Here is a 16270-nt window from a genome sequence, read left to right on the forward strand (position 1 = left end):
AAACGGCGGCGTGCGCGCGCTGCCGTCGGTCCGGCCCGACGCAACGCCGTCGCCCGATGCGGCGGAAGGAGTGAGCATCAGCGACACCAACTTGAGCCGGCGCAAGGACGACCACCTGGACATCGCGCTGGATCGGCGAACGGCACGGGCCAAGGCCGCTGGCTGGGAGTACATTCGTTTCGAACACTGCGCATTGCCCGAGTTGGACCTGACGCAGATCGACCTGAGCGCCTCGCTGCTTGGCAAGACCATGCGCGCGCCGCTGCTGATCAGCTCCATGACGGGCGGCATGCCACGCGCGGAGTCCATCAACCGGCATCTGAGCGAGGCAGCGCAAGCCTTGGGGATCGCCATGTGCGTCGGTTCGCAGCGCGTGAGCCTGCAATCCCCCAACTCCCATGGGCTGACGCGCGCGCTGCGCCGCCTAGCCCCAGACGTTCCATTGCTTGCCAATATCGGCGCCGCGCAACTGCTCCAGCCCGACGGCCTGGACCTTGCACGCCGGGCGGTGGATGCACTGGAGGCCGATGGACTCATCGTCCATCTCAATCCGCTGCAGGAAGCAGTACAGCCGGAGGGCGACCGCGACTGGCGCGGCGTCCTGGCGCAGATCGCTCGCGCCGCGCGCAGCGTCGGCGTGCCGATCGTGGCCAAGGAAGTGGGGTCGGGCCTGTCCGCCTCGGTGGCCTGTGCGCTCGTTGAGGCGGGCGTGGCGGTGATCGATGTCGCCGGCGCCGGCGGCACCAGCTGGGCCGCGGTGGAGGGCGAGCGCGCCCGCGATGCCGCCGACCGCGCAGTGGCGATGGCGTTCGCCGATTGGGGGATTGCGACCCCGGCCAGCGTGCAGGCGGTACGTCGGGCGATGCCAGCGGTGAAGCTGATCGCGTCGGGCGGGATCAGCGACGGCGTCGACGTGGCCAAGGCTATCCGCCTGGGCGCGGACATCGCGGGGCAGGCAGCCGGCGTGCTGCGCGCGGCTACGGTATCCACCGAGGCCGTTGTTGCGCATTTCGAGATCCTTATCCGCCAGTTGGCCGTCGCCTGCTTCTGCACCGGCTCGGCTGATCTGGTGGCGTTGCGTCAGGCGCGCTTGTTGCCCTCGGCGCACCTGCCCGCCGGTTGACGCCGGCGGCGCCCGTACGTGCGGCGGGCGCTAGTCTTACTGAGTGAGAAAGTCTCGGAAGCGGGGGGATTGCCTGGTCGCGGGGTTGTTCGGGTGCTGCATCGTGATCGGGGAGGCACCCCGCCATGCCCCGAACGGACAGCCGAGAGTAAAGCGGTATTCGACGGCTATGTCGATGCTTGATCAGGGTGACCGGTCACGCAGAGCGAGAAGCCCCTAAAAGGGTCGGAACACCAGGTGCGGCGGGAGACCGGCAGGGAGTGCATGGTACAAAGCCATTGCAACAGGAGTGGCGATCCACATTGACCCCCAGTCAGCGCGGCCGGCCGTATGGACGAGAAGAGACGAGCGATTTCAGCTGCCGGACCGCCTTGATTTAACATTCCGATAGTTCCGGAGGGCTGATCGGGCGTCAGTTTCGGACGGCGTTCACCGTCGGGCGGCGCTAAATGCAGGATGATTGATCTCTTTACGTATCATAAGGCTGATGCATGATACGCGAACAGATCATAACGTGTTGACTCGATCACTGGATAAGATACTCTGCCATATCATCTAGCATTGGAATGGATCGTTTACGTATCATATGGACCCTCAATCGGAAATTCTACGCGAAATCGGTGGGCTTTTCAGGCAGGCGAGGCTGGCCGCTGCCATGACGCAGGAGCAGGTCGCCGACTTAGCGGGTATATCCCGTCCCCGCTATCGCGACATCGAAAAGGGAGCCGCAGCCGCACGTGCGACGACGCTGATGAATATCGCTCGCGCGCTCGGCCTGGAAATGATGCTGGTCCCGCAAGTCATGGTGCCGGCTGTCCAGGCTCTATTGCGTCCGCATGATGATGACGATCGACCCGCCTTTGTTTCTCAACCTGACGATGACGATCATGCCTCCAGTCTTTCGCGCACCTAAGACGATCCCGTCGCTGGACGTGCTCTTGAACGCAGTGAAGATCGGCACAATCGTCAGGACGCCGGGCGATTTCAATGCATTCAACTTCGATGAGGCCTACCGCGCGACGGGCGGCTTTCCGGTTCTCAGCCTGTCGTTCCGGGCAGCGACGGGAGGATTGCGGAAAGATCCGAAGCCTCTGGCAAGCGCCTTGCCCGCTTTCTTCGCGAACCTCCTGCCGGAGGAGAAATTGCGCGAGGCGATGGAAAGGCACCACGAAGGCAATGTGCGGCCAGGCAATGATTTCGACCTTTTAGCGGCGCTGGGCGCCGATCTGCCGGGAGCCGTACGGGCGTTGCCCAGTGACGGCGCGATAGCGGTTTCACAGGACGCTTCAAAGGATCAGCCCAAGGCACGGTTCTCGCTTGCCGGCGTGCAGATGAAACTGTCGGTCATGAAGAACACTGGAAAAGGCGGCGGCCTTACCTTGCCGATGGACGACGAGCAGGGCCGGTACATCGCCAAGTTCCCTTCGACGGCCTTTCCGGGCGTTTCCGAGAACGAATTCGCCAACCTGGCGCTGGCAGCAGCAATCGGCATGGACGTTCCTGAATGCGAACTGGTCGAGAAGTCCGATTTTGAGGGCGTTCCCGAAGAATTCAACACGCTGTCTGACGGCAAGGTCCTTCTCGTCAAACGCTTCGATCGCGGCGCCGGTGGCGAGAGGATACACATCGAGGATTTCGCTCAGGTCTTCGGTGTCTACCCTTCGCGCAAATATGAGGGGGCTGCTTATCACGACATAGCCTTGGCTCTTGGCGTGGCCGTCTCGCCTACGGTGGCTCTCGAGTTCGTCCGCCGCCTGGCACTGACCGTCATCACCGGCAATGGCGACATGCACCTGAAAAACTGGTCTTTGATCTATCCCGGTAACGGCGACAAGCCGGCGCTTGCACCAATCTACGACCTCCTATCCACCGTGCCATATATTCCCGCCGACGCCATGGCGCTGTCGCTTGGAGGAGAGCGCTCGTTCAAGGCGCTGGCAGCACCGCGATGGAAAGCATTTGCGAACCGTGCACGGCTTCCGGAGCCAGCAGTCCTGAAGGCAGTGGTCGAGACGGTCAAACTCGTCAACGAGTACTGGTGGCGTCTGGCTGAGCGCGACGTTGTCGCAGCGAAAGTGCTCGAGCGGATGGACGGACATGTGAAGGCGATGACGCCGATACTGAACTCCTGTGCCGACAAGTGAGCCGAGACCCCCGAATTGCTGATATAGCGGGACCATCCGCCTGTGGCACCGGATGAGTGGCCGTGGATCGGTGGTATGCCAGGATCGCGCGCAAAGTCGGCGGAGTGTCCACTTGGACACGCGTTGAGCAAGCACGTCAGCTCGCGGGCACAGAAGAGTTCGCAGCATCGCAGAGGGTCGAGATGCTGTTCGTCCACCTCAATTCAACGATGCGGTTCAACCGAATTCGGTGACTGAGGATCGCGATCCGACGCTTTGTGTCGCCAATGTCGCGTCCGCTACACGGGCTGTTCCGACGATCCTTTCTTGGAACTCAAGCTAAACCCCTGAAAAGCAACCATGAAATTATTCTTCGGTTGGATCAGCCAAATTGGCATGAGTCTTGAGTTCCTTAGGTGCGAGGCGGCTAGAGCTGCCCGACCGGCATTCAAGTCGCGGCAGCCGCGATGAATGGGAACGAAGGAAGGAAAGCTACATGTCAGGTTTGCGTCAGATCGCCTTTTACGGCAAGGGCGGCATCGGCAAGTCCACCACCTCCCAAAATACGCTCGCCGCCCTGGTCGACCTCGGGCAGAGAATCCTCATCGTCGGCTGCGACCCCAAAGCCGACTCCACCCGCCTGATCCTGAACGCGAAGGCGCAGGATACGGTCCTGCATCTCGCGGCAGAGGAAGGTTCGGTGGAAGACCTGGAACTCGCGGACGTGCTCAAGGTCGGCTACAAAGGCATTAAATGCGTGGAGTCGGGCGGACCCGAGCCAGGTGTCGGCTGCGCCGGCCGCGGCGTGATCACCTCGATCAACTTCCTCGAGGAGAACGGCGCCTACGACGACGTCGACTATGTCTCCTACGACGTGCTCGGGGACGTGGTGTGTGGCGGTTTCGCGATGCCGATCCGCGAGAACAAGGCGCAGGAAATCTATATCGTCATGTCCGGCGAGATGATGGCGCTCTATGCCGCCAACAACATCGCCAAGGGCATCCTGAAATACGCCCATTCGGGCGGCGTGCGGCTCGGCGGCCTGATTTGCAACGAGCGCCAAACTGACCGCGAGCTCGACCTCGCCGAAGCGCTGGCTTCCAGGCTCAATTCCAAGCTTATCCACTTCGTGCCGCGCGACAACATCGTCCAGCACGCCGAGCTCAGGAAGATGTCTGTGATCCAGTATGCGCCGGACTCGAAGCAGGCCGGGGAATACAGGGCACTGGCCGAGAAGATCCATGGGAATTCGGGCCAGGGCACCATCCCGACCCCGATCACCATGGAGGAGCTCGAGGACATGCTGCTCGACTTCGGCATCATGAAGACCGACGAGCAGATGCTTGCCGAGCTTCAGGTCAAGGAAGCGGCCAAGGCGGCCGCACAGTAGCGACCGCTGCCGACATGAGGCGCCGCCTGACCTGGTGCGCCTTTCAAAGAATGGCGCCTCGTCGGTGAGGCGTCACCCTGAACCTTGAAAGGGGTCCCATGAGCCTGGAATACGAGAATGACGGTGGCCTCCATGCGAGGCTTATCGAGGAAGTGCTATCGCAATATCCTGACAAGTCGGCGAAGCGGCGCAGAAAGCACCTCAGCGTCGCAAAAAGCGGCGACGAGGCTGGCGAGGAAAGCGAGGTCCTTTCCGAATGCGAGGTCAAATCGAACATCAAGTCCATCCCCGGCGTGATGACGATTCGCGGCTGCGCCTATGCCGGCTCGAAAGGCGTGGTGTGGGGTCCAGTCAAGGATATGGTCCATATCTCGCACGGCCCGGTCGGCTGCGGGCAATATTCCTGGTCTCAACGCCGAAACTACTACGTCGGCACGACCGGCATCGACACGTTCGTCACCATGCAGTTCACCTCCGATTTCCAGGAGAAGGACATTGTTTTCGGCGGCGACAAGAAGCTGGAACGGATCATCGACGAGATCGAGGAACTATTTCCGCTGAACAAGGGCATGACTGTGCAATCCGAATGCCCGATCGGGCTGATTGGCGACGACACCGAAGCTGTGTCCCGCAACAAGGCCAAGGAGCACGAAAAGACAATCGTGCCGGTGCGCTGCGAGGGCTTCCGCGGCGTCTCGCAATCCCTCGGCCACCACATCGCCAACGACGCGATCCGCGACTGGGTGTTCGAGAAGAAGGAGGTCGAGTTCGAGGCCGGCCCGTACGATGTCAATGTGGTCGGCGACTACAACATCGGCGGCGACGCCTGGGCTTCGCGCATCCTGCTCGAGGAGATGGGCCTGCGCGTGGTCGGCAACTGGTCGGGCGACGCTACGCTGGCCGAAATAGAGCGAGCGCCAAAGGCGAAGCTCAATCTCATCCATTGCTACAGGTCGATGAACTACATCTGCCGGCACATGGAGGAAAACTATGGCATCGCCTGGATGGAGTACAATTTCTTCGGCCCCTCCCAGACTGAAGCCTCTCTGCGCAAGATAGCCAAGCACTTCGGGCCGGAAATCGAGGCCAAGGCCGAGGCGGTCATCGCCAAATACCGGCCGCTGGTCGATGCGGTCATCGCCAAGTACCGGCCGCGCCTCGAAGGCAGGACGGTGATGCTCTATGTCGGCGGGCTGCGCCCCCGTCACGTCGTCACGGCATATGAGGACCTGGGCATGGTGATCGTCGGCACTGGCTACGAATTTGGCCATAACGACGACTATCAGCGCACCGGCCACTACGTGAAGAAGGGCACACTGATCTATGACGACGTGACTGGTTACGAGCTGGAGAAGTTCATCGAGGGGATCCGTCCTGACCTCGTGGGCTCCGGCATCAAAGAGAAGTACCCGGTCCAGAAGATGGGCATACCGTTCCGTCAAATGCATTCCTGGGATTATTCCGGCCCGTATCACGGCTACGACGGCTTCGCCATCTTCGCCCGAGACATGGACCTGGCCATCAACAACCCGGTCTGGAACCTCTACGACGCTCCCTGGAAGAAAAAAGCCGAGCCGTCGGCGGCGATCGCAGCCGAATGAAACCCTGGCCTCCCGGAAGCCGGGAGGCAGTGAACGCCTGTGGCCGCTTGTCCGCGGGAGACCTGAAACGTTTCGACGTCCCTGTGCCGCCCTATGGCGGGCCAGATGGAAAGAGGTAACCACCCATGCCGCAGTCGGCTGAAAAAGTTCTCGACCACGCGCCCCTGTTCCGCGAGCCGGAATACAGGCAGATGCTCGCCGAGAAGAGGCTGAATTTCGAATGTCCTCACCCGGACCAGATCGTTGCCGACCAAGGCGAATTCACCAAGACGTGGGAATACCGCGAAAAGAACCTTGCTCGCGAAGCGCTTGTCGTGAACCCCGCCAAGGCCTGCCAGCCGCTCGGCGCGGTGTTCGCGGCCGCAGGCTTCGAGCGAACCATGTCCTTCGTCCACGGCAGCCAGGGCTGCGTCGCCTATTACCGCTCGCACCTGTCGCGCCATTTCAAGGAGCCTGCTTCGGCGGTTTCCTCCTCGATGACCGAGGACGCGGCAGTGTTCGGCGGCCTGAAGAACATGGTCGACGGGCTCGCCAACACGTACCAACTCTACGACCCAAAGATGATCGCCGTCTCGACCACTTGTATGGCGGAGGTCATTGGCGACGACCTGCACAGCTTCATCGAGAACGCCAAGGACGAAGGCTCGGTCCCGCGCGACTTCGACGTGCCCTTCGCCCACACGCCGGCCTTTGTCGGCAGCCATGTCGACGGCTATGACGTTGCGGTTAAGGGCATTTTGGAGCATTTCTGGAAGGGCGAGGAGCGAACGGAAGCCGAGGGAACCATCAACATCATTCCGGGCTTCGACGGGTTCTGTGTCGGCAACAACCGGGAACTCAAGCGCCTGCTCGATCTGCTGGGCGTCTCATATACCTTCATCCAAGACGCCTCTGACCAGTTCGACACGCCGTCGGACGGCGAATACCGCATGTACGACGGCGGCACGAAGATCGAAGACGTGAAGAAAGCACTCAACGCCGAGGCGACACTTTCGCTACAGCATTACAACACCCGAAAAACACTGGAGTATTGCGAGGGGGTAGGGCAGGCGACTGCCTCGTTTCATTACCCGCTCGGCGTCCAGGCGACCGACGACTTCCTGATGGAGGTCTCCGCGATTTCCGGCAAGCAAATCCCCGAGGCAATCCGCCTGGAGCGCGGCCGACTTGTCGATGCCATGGCGGACAGTCAATCCTGGCTGCACGGTAAGAAATACGCCATCTACGGCGATCCGGACTTTGTCTATGCCATGGCCCGCTTCATCATGGAGACGGGGGGCGAGCCGACCCATTGCCTCGCCACCAACGGCACCTCGGCATGGGAAGCGGAGTTGAAGGAACTGCTTGCATCATCGCCCTTCGGCAAGGGTGCTCAAGTCTGGGCGGGCAAGGACCTCTGGGCGATGCGCTCGCTGCTCTTCACCGAGCCGGTGGACCTGCTGATTGGCAACTCCTATGGCAAATATCTGGAGCGCGACACCGGCACGCCGCTGATCCGGCTGACGTTTCCGATCTTCGACCGCCACCATCACCATCGGTTTGCGCTTATGGGCTACCAAGGCGGGTTGCGCGTCCTGACGACGATCCTCGACAAGATCTTCGACAAGCTCGATCGCGAGACAAGCGAGACGGGCGTGACGGACTATTCGTATGACCTCACCCGCTAAGCGTGACGGTCGGCTTTGGCCGGTCGTCTTCCCGAGGGACTTTGGAGACCGACGCAATGTCCTTGCTCAGAGCCAAAATCCAGGATCTCTTCAATGAGCCTGCCTGCGAGAAGAACCGCGGCAAGAATGCCAAGGCGCGCAAAAAGGGCTGTTCGAAGCCACTGACCCCCGGGGCGGCGGCCGGCGGCTGTGCCTTCGATGGCGCCAAGATCGTGCTGCAGCCGATCACTGACGTTGCGCATTTGATCCATGCGCCGCTCGCCTGCGAGGGCAATTCCTGGGACAACCGCGGTGCGGCTTCGTCCGGGCCAACACTGTGGCGCACAAGCTTCACGACCGACCTCACCGAACTCGACGTGGTGATGGGGCAGGGCGAGCGGAAGCTCTTCAAAGCGATCCGCGAGATCAAGGAAGCCTATGGGCCGCCGGCGATCTTCGTTTATCCGACCTGCGTGACGGCGCTGATCGGCGACGACATCGAGGCCGTCTGCAAGCGCGCGGCGGAAAAGTTCGGCTTGGCCGTGGTACCGGTCAATGCGCCGGGCTTCGTCGGCTCCAAGAATCTCGGCAACAAGCTTGCCGGCGAGGCGTTGCTCGAGCATGTCATCGGCACGGTCGAGCCCGACGATGCCGGCCCTTACGACATCAACATTCTTGGCGAATTCAACCTCTCGGGCGAATTCTGGCTGGTGAAGCCGCTGCTGGATCGGCTCGGGATCCGGGTGCGCGCCTGCATTCCAGGTGACGCACGTTACTTGGACATTGCCGGCGCGCACCGCGCCCGGGCGGCCATGGTGGTGTGCTCGACCGCGCTCATCAATCTCGCCCGCAAGATGGAGCAGCGCTGGGGCATCCCGTTTTTCGAAGGCTCCTTCTACGGCATCAGCGCCACCTCTGAAGCGCTCCGACAAATATCTAAGCTGCTCGTGAAGAAGGGCGCCGATCCGGAGATCCTCGGCCGCACCGAGGTATTGATTGCCGAGGAAGAGGCGATCGCCTGGAAGAAGCTAGCCGCCTACCGGCCGAGGCTCGAAGGCAAGCGCGTGCTGCTCAACACCGGCGGCGTGAAGTCCTGGTCGGTCGTCCATGCGCTGATGGAGATCGGCATCGAGATCGTCGGCACCTCTGTCAAGAAGTCGACCGTCGAAGACAAGGAGCGCATCAAGCAGATCCTCAAGGACGACAACCACATGTTCGAGCAGATGGCGCCGCGCGAGCTTCACGCCATGCTCTCCGAACACAAGGCCAATATCATGCTGTCGGGCGGGCGCACGCAGTTTATCGCCCTGAAGGCCAAGACACCCTGGCTCGATATCAACCAGGAGCGCCAACACCCTTACGCCGGCTATGACGGCATGGTGGAACTCGTACGCCAGATCGACATCGCCATTCACAACCCGATCTGGGGGCAGGTGCGGGAGCCGGCACCATGGGATTGCCAGCCTGCGGTGAGGGAGGAACGGCCGCGCACGGAAAGCGAGACCGCGACTTTGCATGTTGTCCAGGAATTCGCCGGCACGACGGCCGATGATTTCGGCGAGCGTTGAGGAAGGCAGATGGTCCGCATCCTTCCCCAGACCAAAGCGGCGGCGGTCAATCCGCTGAAGTCATCGCAGCCGCTGGGTGCCGCCTTGGCCTTTCTTGGCGTCGACGGCGCGATGCCGTTGTTCCACGGCAGCCAAGGGTGCACCAGCTTCGCGCTCGTGCTCTTCGTGCGACATTTCAACGAAGCCATCCCCTTGCAGACAACGGCGATGGATGAGGTGGCGACGATCCTTGGCGGGGCGGACCATCTGGAACAGGCGATACTCAACCTCAAGGCCCGCGCAAAGCCAACGCTGATCGGGGTTTGCACGACTGCGCTGGTGGAAACCCGGGGCGAAGACTGCGCAGGAGATATCGCCAATATCAGGCTGAAGCGCACCAAAGAACTCGCGGGTACGGAGGTGGTGCTAGCCAACACACCGGATTTCGACGGCGCGATCGAAGAGGGCTGGGCCAGGGCTGTCACCGCTATGATCGAAAGGATTACGCGGCCCGGCGAGCAGGCGCGGCAGTCGAAGAAAATCGTGATCCTGCCTGGCTGGAACCTCACTGTGGCTGACATCGAGCATTTGCGTGAGATGGTTGAAAGCTTTGGACTGAAGCCGGTGATTCTGCCGGACATCTCCGGCTCGCTCGACGGTGCGGTGCCCGACCGCTGGGTCACGACCACCTATGGCGGCACCAGCGTCGAGGATATCCGCGAGCTTGGCACGGCTGTGCAATGCGTCGCCATCGGTGAGCATATGCGCCGCCCGGCCGAGCTGCTGCAGAGGTTGACCGGCGTGCCTTACGTGCTGTTCCGGTCGCTAACTGGATTGAGGGACGCCGACCGGTTCGTCTCGCTGCTGTCCGCAGTTTCGGGCGAGGCGGCGCCGGCTGAGGTGCGCCGTCGGCGGGCGCAGTTGCAGGACGCGTTGCTCGACGGACATTTCCACTTTGGAGGCAAGAAAATTGCGATCGCTGCTGAACCAGACCAACTCTACCAACTCGCGAGCTTCTTCATCGCCATGGGCTCCGAAATCGCGGCGGCGGTCACAACGGCCGCTGTGTCGAAAATTCTGGAGGAAGTGCCGGCGCAGTCGGTTCAAATCGGCGATCTCGGCGATTTGGAAGCGCTTGGCGCCGGCACTGATCTTCTCGTTACTCATTCCCACGGCCGCCAGGCGGCGCAGCGCCTCGGCATTCCGCTCATGCGGGTCGGCTTCCCGATCTTCGACCGGCTCGGGGCCCAGCACAAGCTCATAATCCTCTACCAAGGGACCCGCGACCTGATCTTCGAGGTTGCCAACATTTTCGAAGCCAACGGGCACGCGCCGACGCCTGTGGCGCTTGATCCACTCCGTAAGCGAGAAATGCCAGATGAGCTCCGTCCGTCGCCTCTCGCTCGTCACTGACGAGGTTCACGCACCGACGCCGGAACGCCAAGCCGGCGCATTGCGCGTGGCAATCGCCACGCAGGACATGAAGAACATCAACGCCCATTTCGGCTCGGCCAGGCGCTTTGCTGTCTACGACGTGATGCGCGAGGAGTGGAAGCTCGTCGAAGCCGTGGCCTTCGATGACGTTTCCGACGAGAGCGGGAAGCACCGAACTGAGGGCGATGACCGCATCACCCCGAAGGTGGAGGCGCTGAAGGGCTGTCATCTCCTGTTTTGTCTGGCGATCGGCGGACCTTCGGCAGCCAAACTTGTTTCCGCAAAGAACCATCCGATCAAAGTGCCGCAGCCCCAGACCATCCAAGAGGTGCTGTTGCGCACGCAGATGATGCTCAGGACGTGTCCTCCCCCTTGGCTGCGCAAGGTGCTGGCGCAGGCAGGTGTCGCTGAACAGAAACCCTCCTTCGAGGACGAGGGCTGAAATGAGGAGTGAGCGAAATGTCTGATGCCGAGGTTAGCCCTGCCGCCACCGAGGACGAGGCGGCCCTTGCCACCCCATTCGTCAAATGCCTCGTGCGGCTGATCCGTGCCAATGATTCCCACGGGTCATGGGAAGGCAAATCGGACGCCGAGTTGCTGGGCGACTTCATCATCACCAGGGAACAGCGCCGTGCAATTCCAATCATCGGCGATCCCGATCCGGACGTGCTGTGGAGGCTCGATAAGTTCTACACCGCCGTCGGGCTTGCGATTGAGGAGCGCACGGGCCTGATGGCATCGCCGATGATGGAGATAAGCCACGAGGGCTTCGGGCGCGTGCTCTTCACGGCCGGGCGACTGGTCGTTCTGTCCAAGACCCTGCGCGACGTCCACCGGTTCGGTTTCGAGACGTTCTGGAAGCTCGCCGCGGCCGGTACCAAACTGGCCGGCGATGCCACCGCAGCCATTGAGGCTCATCCCGAGGTGGCGCGGGCGTGATGCAACCGACTTTCGATCGAGGGGATCATGTCAGGTCTTGAGGACATGCGGTGGCCAGCCCTCTCAATTGAGGCGGTCCAGGCCGATATGGTTCTTGGGGTAGCGCTGATGAAGCCAGGGGTACTGATCTGTTCGCAAGATGCGGAGTTGTATCTGTACTACAGCCACATTCTGGGGGTGGATGGCTTCAGGATTGAACTGGCCAGAAGCGTGGAGGAAGCGCTGGCATTAGCCAGTGAACGGGAGCCGCAGGCCGTGGTGCTGGACTGCCAGCCGGCAAGCTCGACAGGGTCTACCATCTGTGCCCAGCTCAAGGCGGAGTTCCGGAACAGAGGCCTGCTGGTTATTGCGCTGATCGCGCCCGGCGCCGAAAACCAGCAGCTCGATCTCTTGAAGGCAGGTATTGACGAGAGCTTTGTGCGGCCCTTCACGCCGGCGATGCTGCTCGACTATCTACGCACGAAGCTGGCGCTACCGAAGCCGGGTTCAAACGGGATCGAAAATGGCAGCTGGCTCTGCTGCGGCAGCCTTGAGATGAAGCTCGATGCCCACCGAGTTCGCGGCAATGGCCACGACATCCACCTCGGACCTCTCGAATTCAACCTGCTGCGGCAATTTCTTGAGGCTCCCGGCAAGGTCTTCAGCCGAGACGAGCTGATCGACGCGGCCTGGCCGGACAATATCCATGTCGGTGAACGCACTGTCGACGTCCATATCAGCCGGATCAGAAAGGCGCTGAAGGCGGCCTCGCCAGGTAGCGTCATTCGTACTGTCAGGTCTGCCGGCTACTCGCTCGAGAAGCTGGACGACTGAATCGCGAACGGATGGTGTGCCACTCTCCGTCTTCGTTGGAAGGCAAGTCTTGCGGTGCGAAACGCGCTACGGGCCCGACATCTCAGGGGGAAGCAGTCAGATGGCCTTCAAGAAAATACTCAGTGTGACGGGAGCTGACCATTCCGATCAGGACGTCGCAATAGCTGCTCGCTTGTGCGCCGAGGTCGGCGCGTATCTTTCCGTACTAATTATATCGCCTCCGCCGCTCCTGATGTCGCCTCCGCTTATTGGGTCCCCTCCGCCGTTGGGCGGTGGCATCCCCGAGTGGTCTAGACATCGCACACACCACATTGCCGCACGGGAACAATTTTCACAGGAGATGGCCAACCTGGAAAAGACATGCAGGGAAATTCACAAAGTGCTGAGAGCCACGTGGCGCTGCTATGATGTCGACACCGAACACTGCGACAAGGCTGGCGTCGGTGACGCGGTGCGACAGCGGGCGCTCTGCACCGACCTGACAATCGTCGGCCCCGCACTTCTCAACGAGACTAGTCTCGGACCCCTTGTTATCAACGGCAGCTTGTTCGACACGGGAAAGCCGGTGCTTGTCGTACCGGAGGGCGCTGAGGCGACTCTGTCTCCACGGCGCGTGCTGGTCGGCTGGGATTCGCGAGTCGAGGCGTCCCGTTCGATTCGAGAAGCGCTGCATCTGCTAGCCGGTGCTGAGGAAGTTCGTGTCGCAGTCGTCGATCCGGAGGCGACCTGCACCGGAAACGGCGCCGAGCCGGGAGCCGACATCGCTGCCTATCTCACTCGGCACGGTGCTCGGGTTTGGGTCGACCGGCTGGCGAGCCGCGGCAAACCGGTGGCCAAGGTGCTAGCGCAGCACGCAATCGACACGTCTGCCGACGTGATCGTCATGGGCGCTTATGGCAGCCGCTGGTTGCGCGAGCGGCTCTCCGGTAGCGTGATAAGATGGATAGTTGGCACGCCTTTGCCGCTGTTTTTGGCCCGCTGACGGGTTCTGAAGTAGCACCGATGCTGTTCCAAGCTCTACTCCCCTGGTCACCTACCCTGATGCGAAGTCGGAGAAAGGTCGCCGGAAACGAGCAAGTTTCGCGAAGCTCATAAGCAATTTGCAAGCGCAGGCGCGAAGAACATTGCCGGACGCCTCTAACGCGCTCGGTGTCTGCTCGCTGAGACAAGGTAACGCGCAGACAAACGGCCGGGCTGAGGCCCAGGCGTCCTCAATGCGCTCAAAACACCAATACTTGAGCCGGCGTCAGGTCGAGAAAGAGAGTCGTTTCAGCGCGGCAGGCCGCGTACGGACCGTAGCCTCATCGTATTGGCGTTATCACGATTTCCCTCACCACTGGCCGGGAACGGAACACGCAACGACCGTGCAGCGGCCAAGGCACCGACCTTTGAGTCCGACGGTCGCGCTCTTGCCGGCCCTCGGCGCGAACGGTGGCATCAATCACGTGTGATCGCCTGGGATGGTAACCGGGTCAGCGGCGAGGGCGGCCGCATCTTCGGCGTTTTCAGTCTGCCCGGCCCACCGCGTGGCGACCGAGTGGCCTTGAGGCCGATCAATTTCCACAACGCTCACATTCGCACCAGGCGGTCCCTATAGGGCCTGTGCACAGGGACACAGAACAACAAAAGTAGGAATCCGGGAGAGTCACCGGCCCGGCACGCCGGCACTCATCCTGGCCTTCGCCACGATCATCATCTGGCGATGACGGTACTCGCGACCCGCAGCCGGACATGACGGGCGTCGTCGTGAAGAACTCCTGCGTCGCCACCAGGAATTCAAGCGCAAAGCGGAAGAGGTAGGGCAGAGGCGATGCTCGGATGGAGCGGCGGCTGCAATCGCAATGGCGTTGCGCTACCACCTGAGCGACCGAAACGGCAAGAAGCTAAAGCAAGGCTTGCGGCGGGACGATGATGACGAGGCTGGCGGTAGCCAACGGTCATGCATCTGTTCGGCCTATGTCGAGACGTCCGTGGCCGCGCTTCTGTGCCGACGGAAAGCGGGTGATGCGTGTCCAAGACCTGACAGTGACAGAAAACATGTCGCGACTAATACAACCGCCTATCTCGGCGCCCCCCGGCAGCTTTTTTAATATTTATCAGCGTTTACCGCACGCTGAGCGCGTTGGCACGGCCTTTGCGAATTGAGATTCAGCAAAACTGAGTGAAGGCTGACTGCACGCAGATGCGCAAGACGAGCGATGGTCTCTCTTCGCTGAACCCTCGTGCCCCGTCTCAAAGAGGGAACAAGCTTGCGCATAAGGTCACGCAACCTTTGGCAACAGCTTTGGAGGGCAAGATGATGTTGTGGATGGGGTCTCCGGCTCCTTCGATCAAAGTGGAGGACTGGCTGCGTGGCGAGCCCCTTGCGGACTTCCAGCCCGGCGAAGTCTATATCGTCGAATTTTGGGCAACTTGGTGCGAACTATGTGCGGCGGAGATGCTTGAGCTGATGCGGCTACAGGAGAAATACAAGGACAGCGGACTTGAGGTCGTCGGGATCGCGGCTGATGAAGACGCTCCAACGGCCATCGAGGCCCGGACCAAGTTGGACGCGTGGTTGGCCGAAAAGTGCCCGGATCTGAATCATCGGATTGCGTTCGACTACACAGGCGAAATGAAGAAGCTTTGGAGGGAACCCAGCTTTTGCGTCGGGGTTCCGACCTCGTTCGTAGTCGACCGAGACGGCTGCATTGCCTTTATCGGTCATCCGAGCCAACTGGGTGAGGTTTTGCCGAAAGTGCTCAACGGCAGCTGGCGTACCAGCAACAAAGCGAAAGCTGCCGATCAGGAGCGGATCGCAACAAGCGAACCCCTGGCGCGCGGACAAGCGTTGACGAAGCCGATCGATGACAGGTTCTGGGCGGCGGTGAAGTTGGAAGATTGGAAGACGGCGCTCTGGGCTATCGAAGAGGGCATTGCCTTGATGCCGGACGACCTCAATTTGCGCCTGGCCCATGCACATCTGTTGCTTCACAAAATAGAAGACATGTGGACCGGCCTGCCCGTGATGCGCCAGTTGGTTCGCGACGCGATCGACAAAAATTCCGAGGATTGGATGGTTTCGGCGCTAGACCAACTTTTCCATCCGGTCAATGACCATTCGCGCCTTCCCCCTGCCGAGCGCTTCGCGATGGGCAAGGAGCTGTCCGAACACATCCTGGCGCTGAATCCCCCGCAAGGCGACAGTCCGAAGTTCCGATCCTATCCCGCAGTCGCCCGGTACTATCACGAGAACGGCAACAATGATCGCGCGATCGAGTTGGTCGAACTGGCACTGACGTCGCTGGACTGTCCGGAGCCTATCCCGGCCGAATTGAAAGAGCAGCATTTGCCGGATTTGCTGCAGGCCTTCGCCAAGTACAGGGGTGCGAAGGCTTGTTGCGGCGCTCTCTTTGCCGCTGCGCAAAACAGTTTCCGGAAGGTGCCAAAGCGCGGTCGGCCGAGGAAGAAAGATAAAAAAGGGTAATTGGTCGAATGCCTTACCTGGCCAATTCGTCCATTTCCCTGGCATGACCGCGGCAAGGAGGGTCCATGCAGCACTTGGCCGATTGTTTGCAGCAGGATCGAGGCTCGAATCTTCATGACCTGTGGCCGCATTGCGGCGGAAGTGATGTTCGACGCGAGTTCGCGTGGAAGATCTCGCAGTCGAGGAGG

At 61.2% G+C, this 16270-nt stretch carries 13 protein-coding genes; all 13 read left to right on the top strand.

The window, feature by feature from the left end:
* Positions 1–70: 70 nt before the first annotated feature.
* The 13 genes from fni (at position 71) to NKI20_RS24415 (ending at position 16082) form a co-directional block, all read left to right on the top strand.
* Complete coding sequence (gene fni, locus NKI20_RS24355) at positions 71–1123, top strand: type 2 isopentenyl-diphosphate Delta-isomerase (protein WP_352835161.1); 1053 nt, start codon at positions 71–73, stop codon at positions 1121–1123.
* A gap of 586 nt (positions 1124–1709) precedes the next feature.
* A complete protein-coding gene (locus NKI20_RS24360) occupies positions 1710–2036 on the top strand; it encodes a helix-turn-helix domain-containing protein (RefSeq protein WP_023766866.1) in 327 nt (108 codons plus the stop codon).
* Positions 2011–3267: a type II toxin-antitoxin system HipA family toxin gene (locus NKI20_RS24365; protein ID WP_352835088.1), complete on the top strand. Its 1257-nt coding sequence runs from the start codon at positions 2011–2013 to the stop codon at positions 3265–3267. The genes NKI20_RS24360 and NKI20_RS24365 overlap by 26 nt, the downstream gene beginning before the upstream one ends.
* Before the next feature lie 475 nt (positions 3268–3742).
* Positions 3743–4636: a nitrogenase iron protein gene (gene nifH / locus NKI20_RS24370; protein ID WP_023706403.1), complete on the top strand. Its 894-nt coding sequence runs from the start codon at positions 3743–3745 to the stop codon at positions 4634–4636.
* Between the two features lie 98 nt (positions 4637–4734).
* Positions 4735–6237 carry a nitrogenase molybdenum-iron protein alpha chain gene (gene nifD, locus NKI20_RS24375; protein ID WP_352835091.1) on the top strand — a complete coding sequence of 501 codons (1503 nt, stop codon included), beginning with the start codon at positions 4735–4737 and terminating at the stop codon, positions 6235–6237.
* A gap of 125 nt (positions 6238–6362) precedes the next feature.
* Positions 6363–7904 carry a nitrogenase molybdenum-iron protein subunit beta gene (nifK, locus tag NKI20_RS24380; protein ID WP_352809202.1) on the top strand — a complete coding sequence of 514 codons (1542 nt, stop codon included), beginning with the start codon at positions 6363–6365 and terminating at the stop codon, positions 7902–7904.
* A gap of 56 nt (positions 7905–7960) precedes the next feature.
* On the top strand, positions 7961–9451 hold the full coding sequence (gene nifE / locus NKI20_RS24385; protein ID WP_352835096.1) for a nitrogenase iron-molybdenum cofactor biosynthesis protein NifE: 1491 nt from the start codon (positions 7961–7963) through the stop codon (positions 9449–9451).
* Between the two features lie 9 nt (positions 9452–9460).
* Positions 9461–10843: a nitrogenase iron-molybdenum cofactor biosynthesis protein NifN gene (gene nifN / locus NKI20_RS24390; RefSeq protein WP_352835099.1), complete on the top strand. Its 1383-nt coding sequence runs from the start codon at positions 9461–9463 to the stop codon at positions 10841–10843.
* Complete coding sequence (gene nifX / locus NKI20_RS24395) at positions 10809–11306, top strand: nitrogen fixation protein NifX (protein ID WP_352835102.1); 498 nt, start codon at positions 10809–10811, stop codon at positions 11304–11306. Before nifN ends, nifX begins: the two co-directional genes overlap by 35 nt.
* Before the next feature lie 17 nt (positions 11307–11323).
* A complete protein-coding gene (locus NKI20_RS24400) occupies positions 11324–11803 on the top strand; it encodes a NifX-associated nitrogen fixation protein (RefSeq protein ID WP_352835106.1) in 480 nt (159 codons plus the stop codon).
* A gap of 27 nt (positions 11804–11830) precedes the next feature.
* Entirely contained in the window at positions 11831–12616 is a 786-nt protein-coding gene (locus tag NKI20_RS24405) for a response regulator transcription factor (RefSeq protein WP_352545596.1), read from the top strand.
* Between the two features lie 379 nt (positions 12617–12995).
* Positions 12996–13598 carry a universal stress protein gene (locus tag NKI20_RS24410; RefSeq protein ID WP_352555895.1) on the top strand — a complete coding sequence of 201 codons (603 nt, stop codon included), beginning with the start codon at positions 12996–12998 and terminating at the stop codon, positions 13596–13598.
* 1317 nt (positions 13599–14915) lie between these two features.
* Positions 14916–16082, top strand: a complete 1167-nt coding sequence (locus NKI20_RS24415) for a TlpA disulfide reductase family protein (protein WP_502898155.1) — start codon at positions 14916–14918, stop codon at positions 16080–16082.
* Positions 16083–16270 lie beyond the last annotated feature (188 nt).

Source organism: Mesorhizobium sp. M0830, from assembly GCF_040319965.1.
GTDB lineage: Bacteria > Pseudomonadota > Alphaproteobacteria > Rhizobiales > Rhizobiaceae > Mesorhizobium.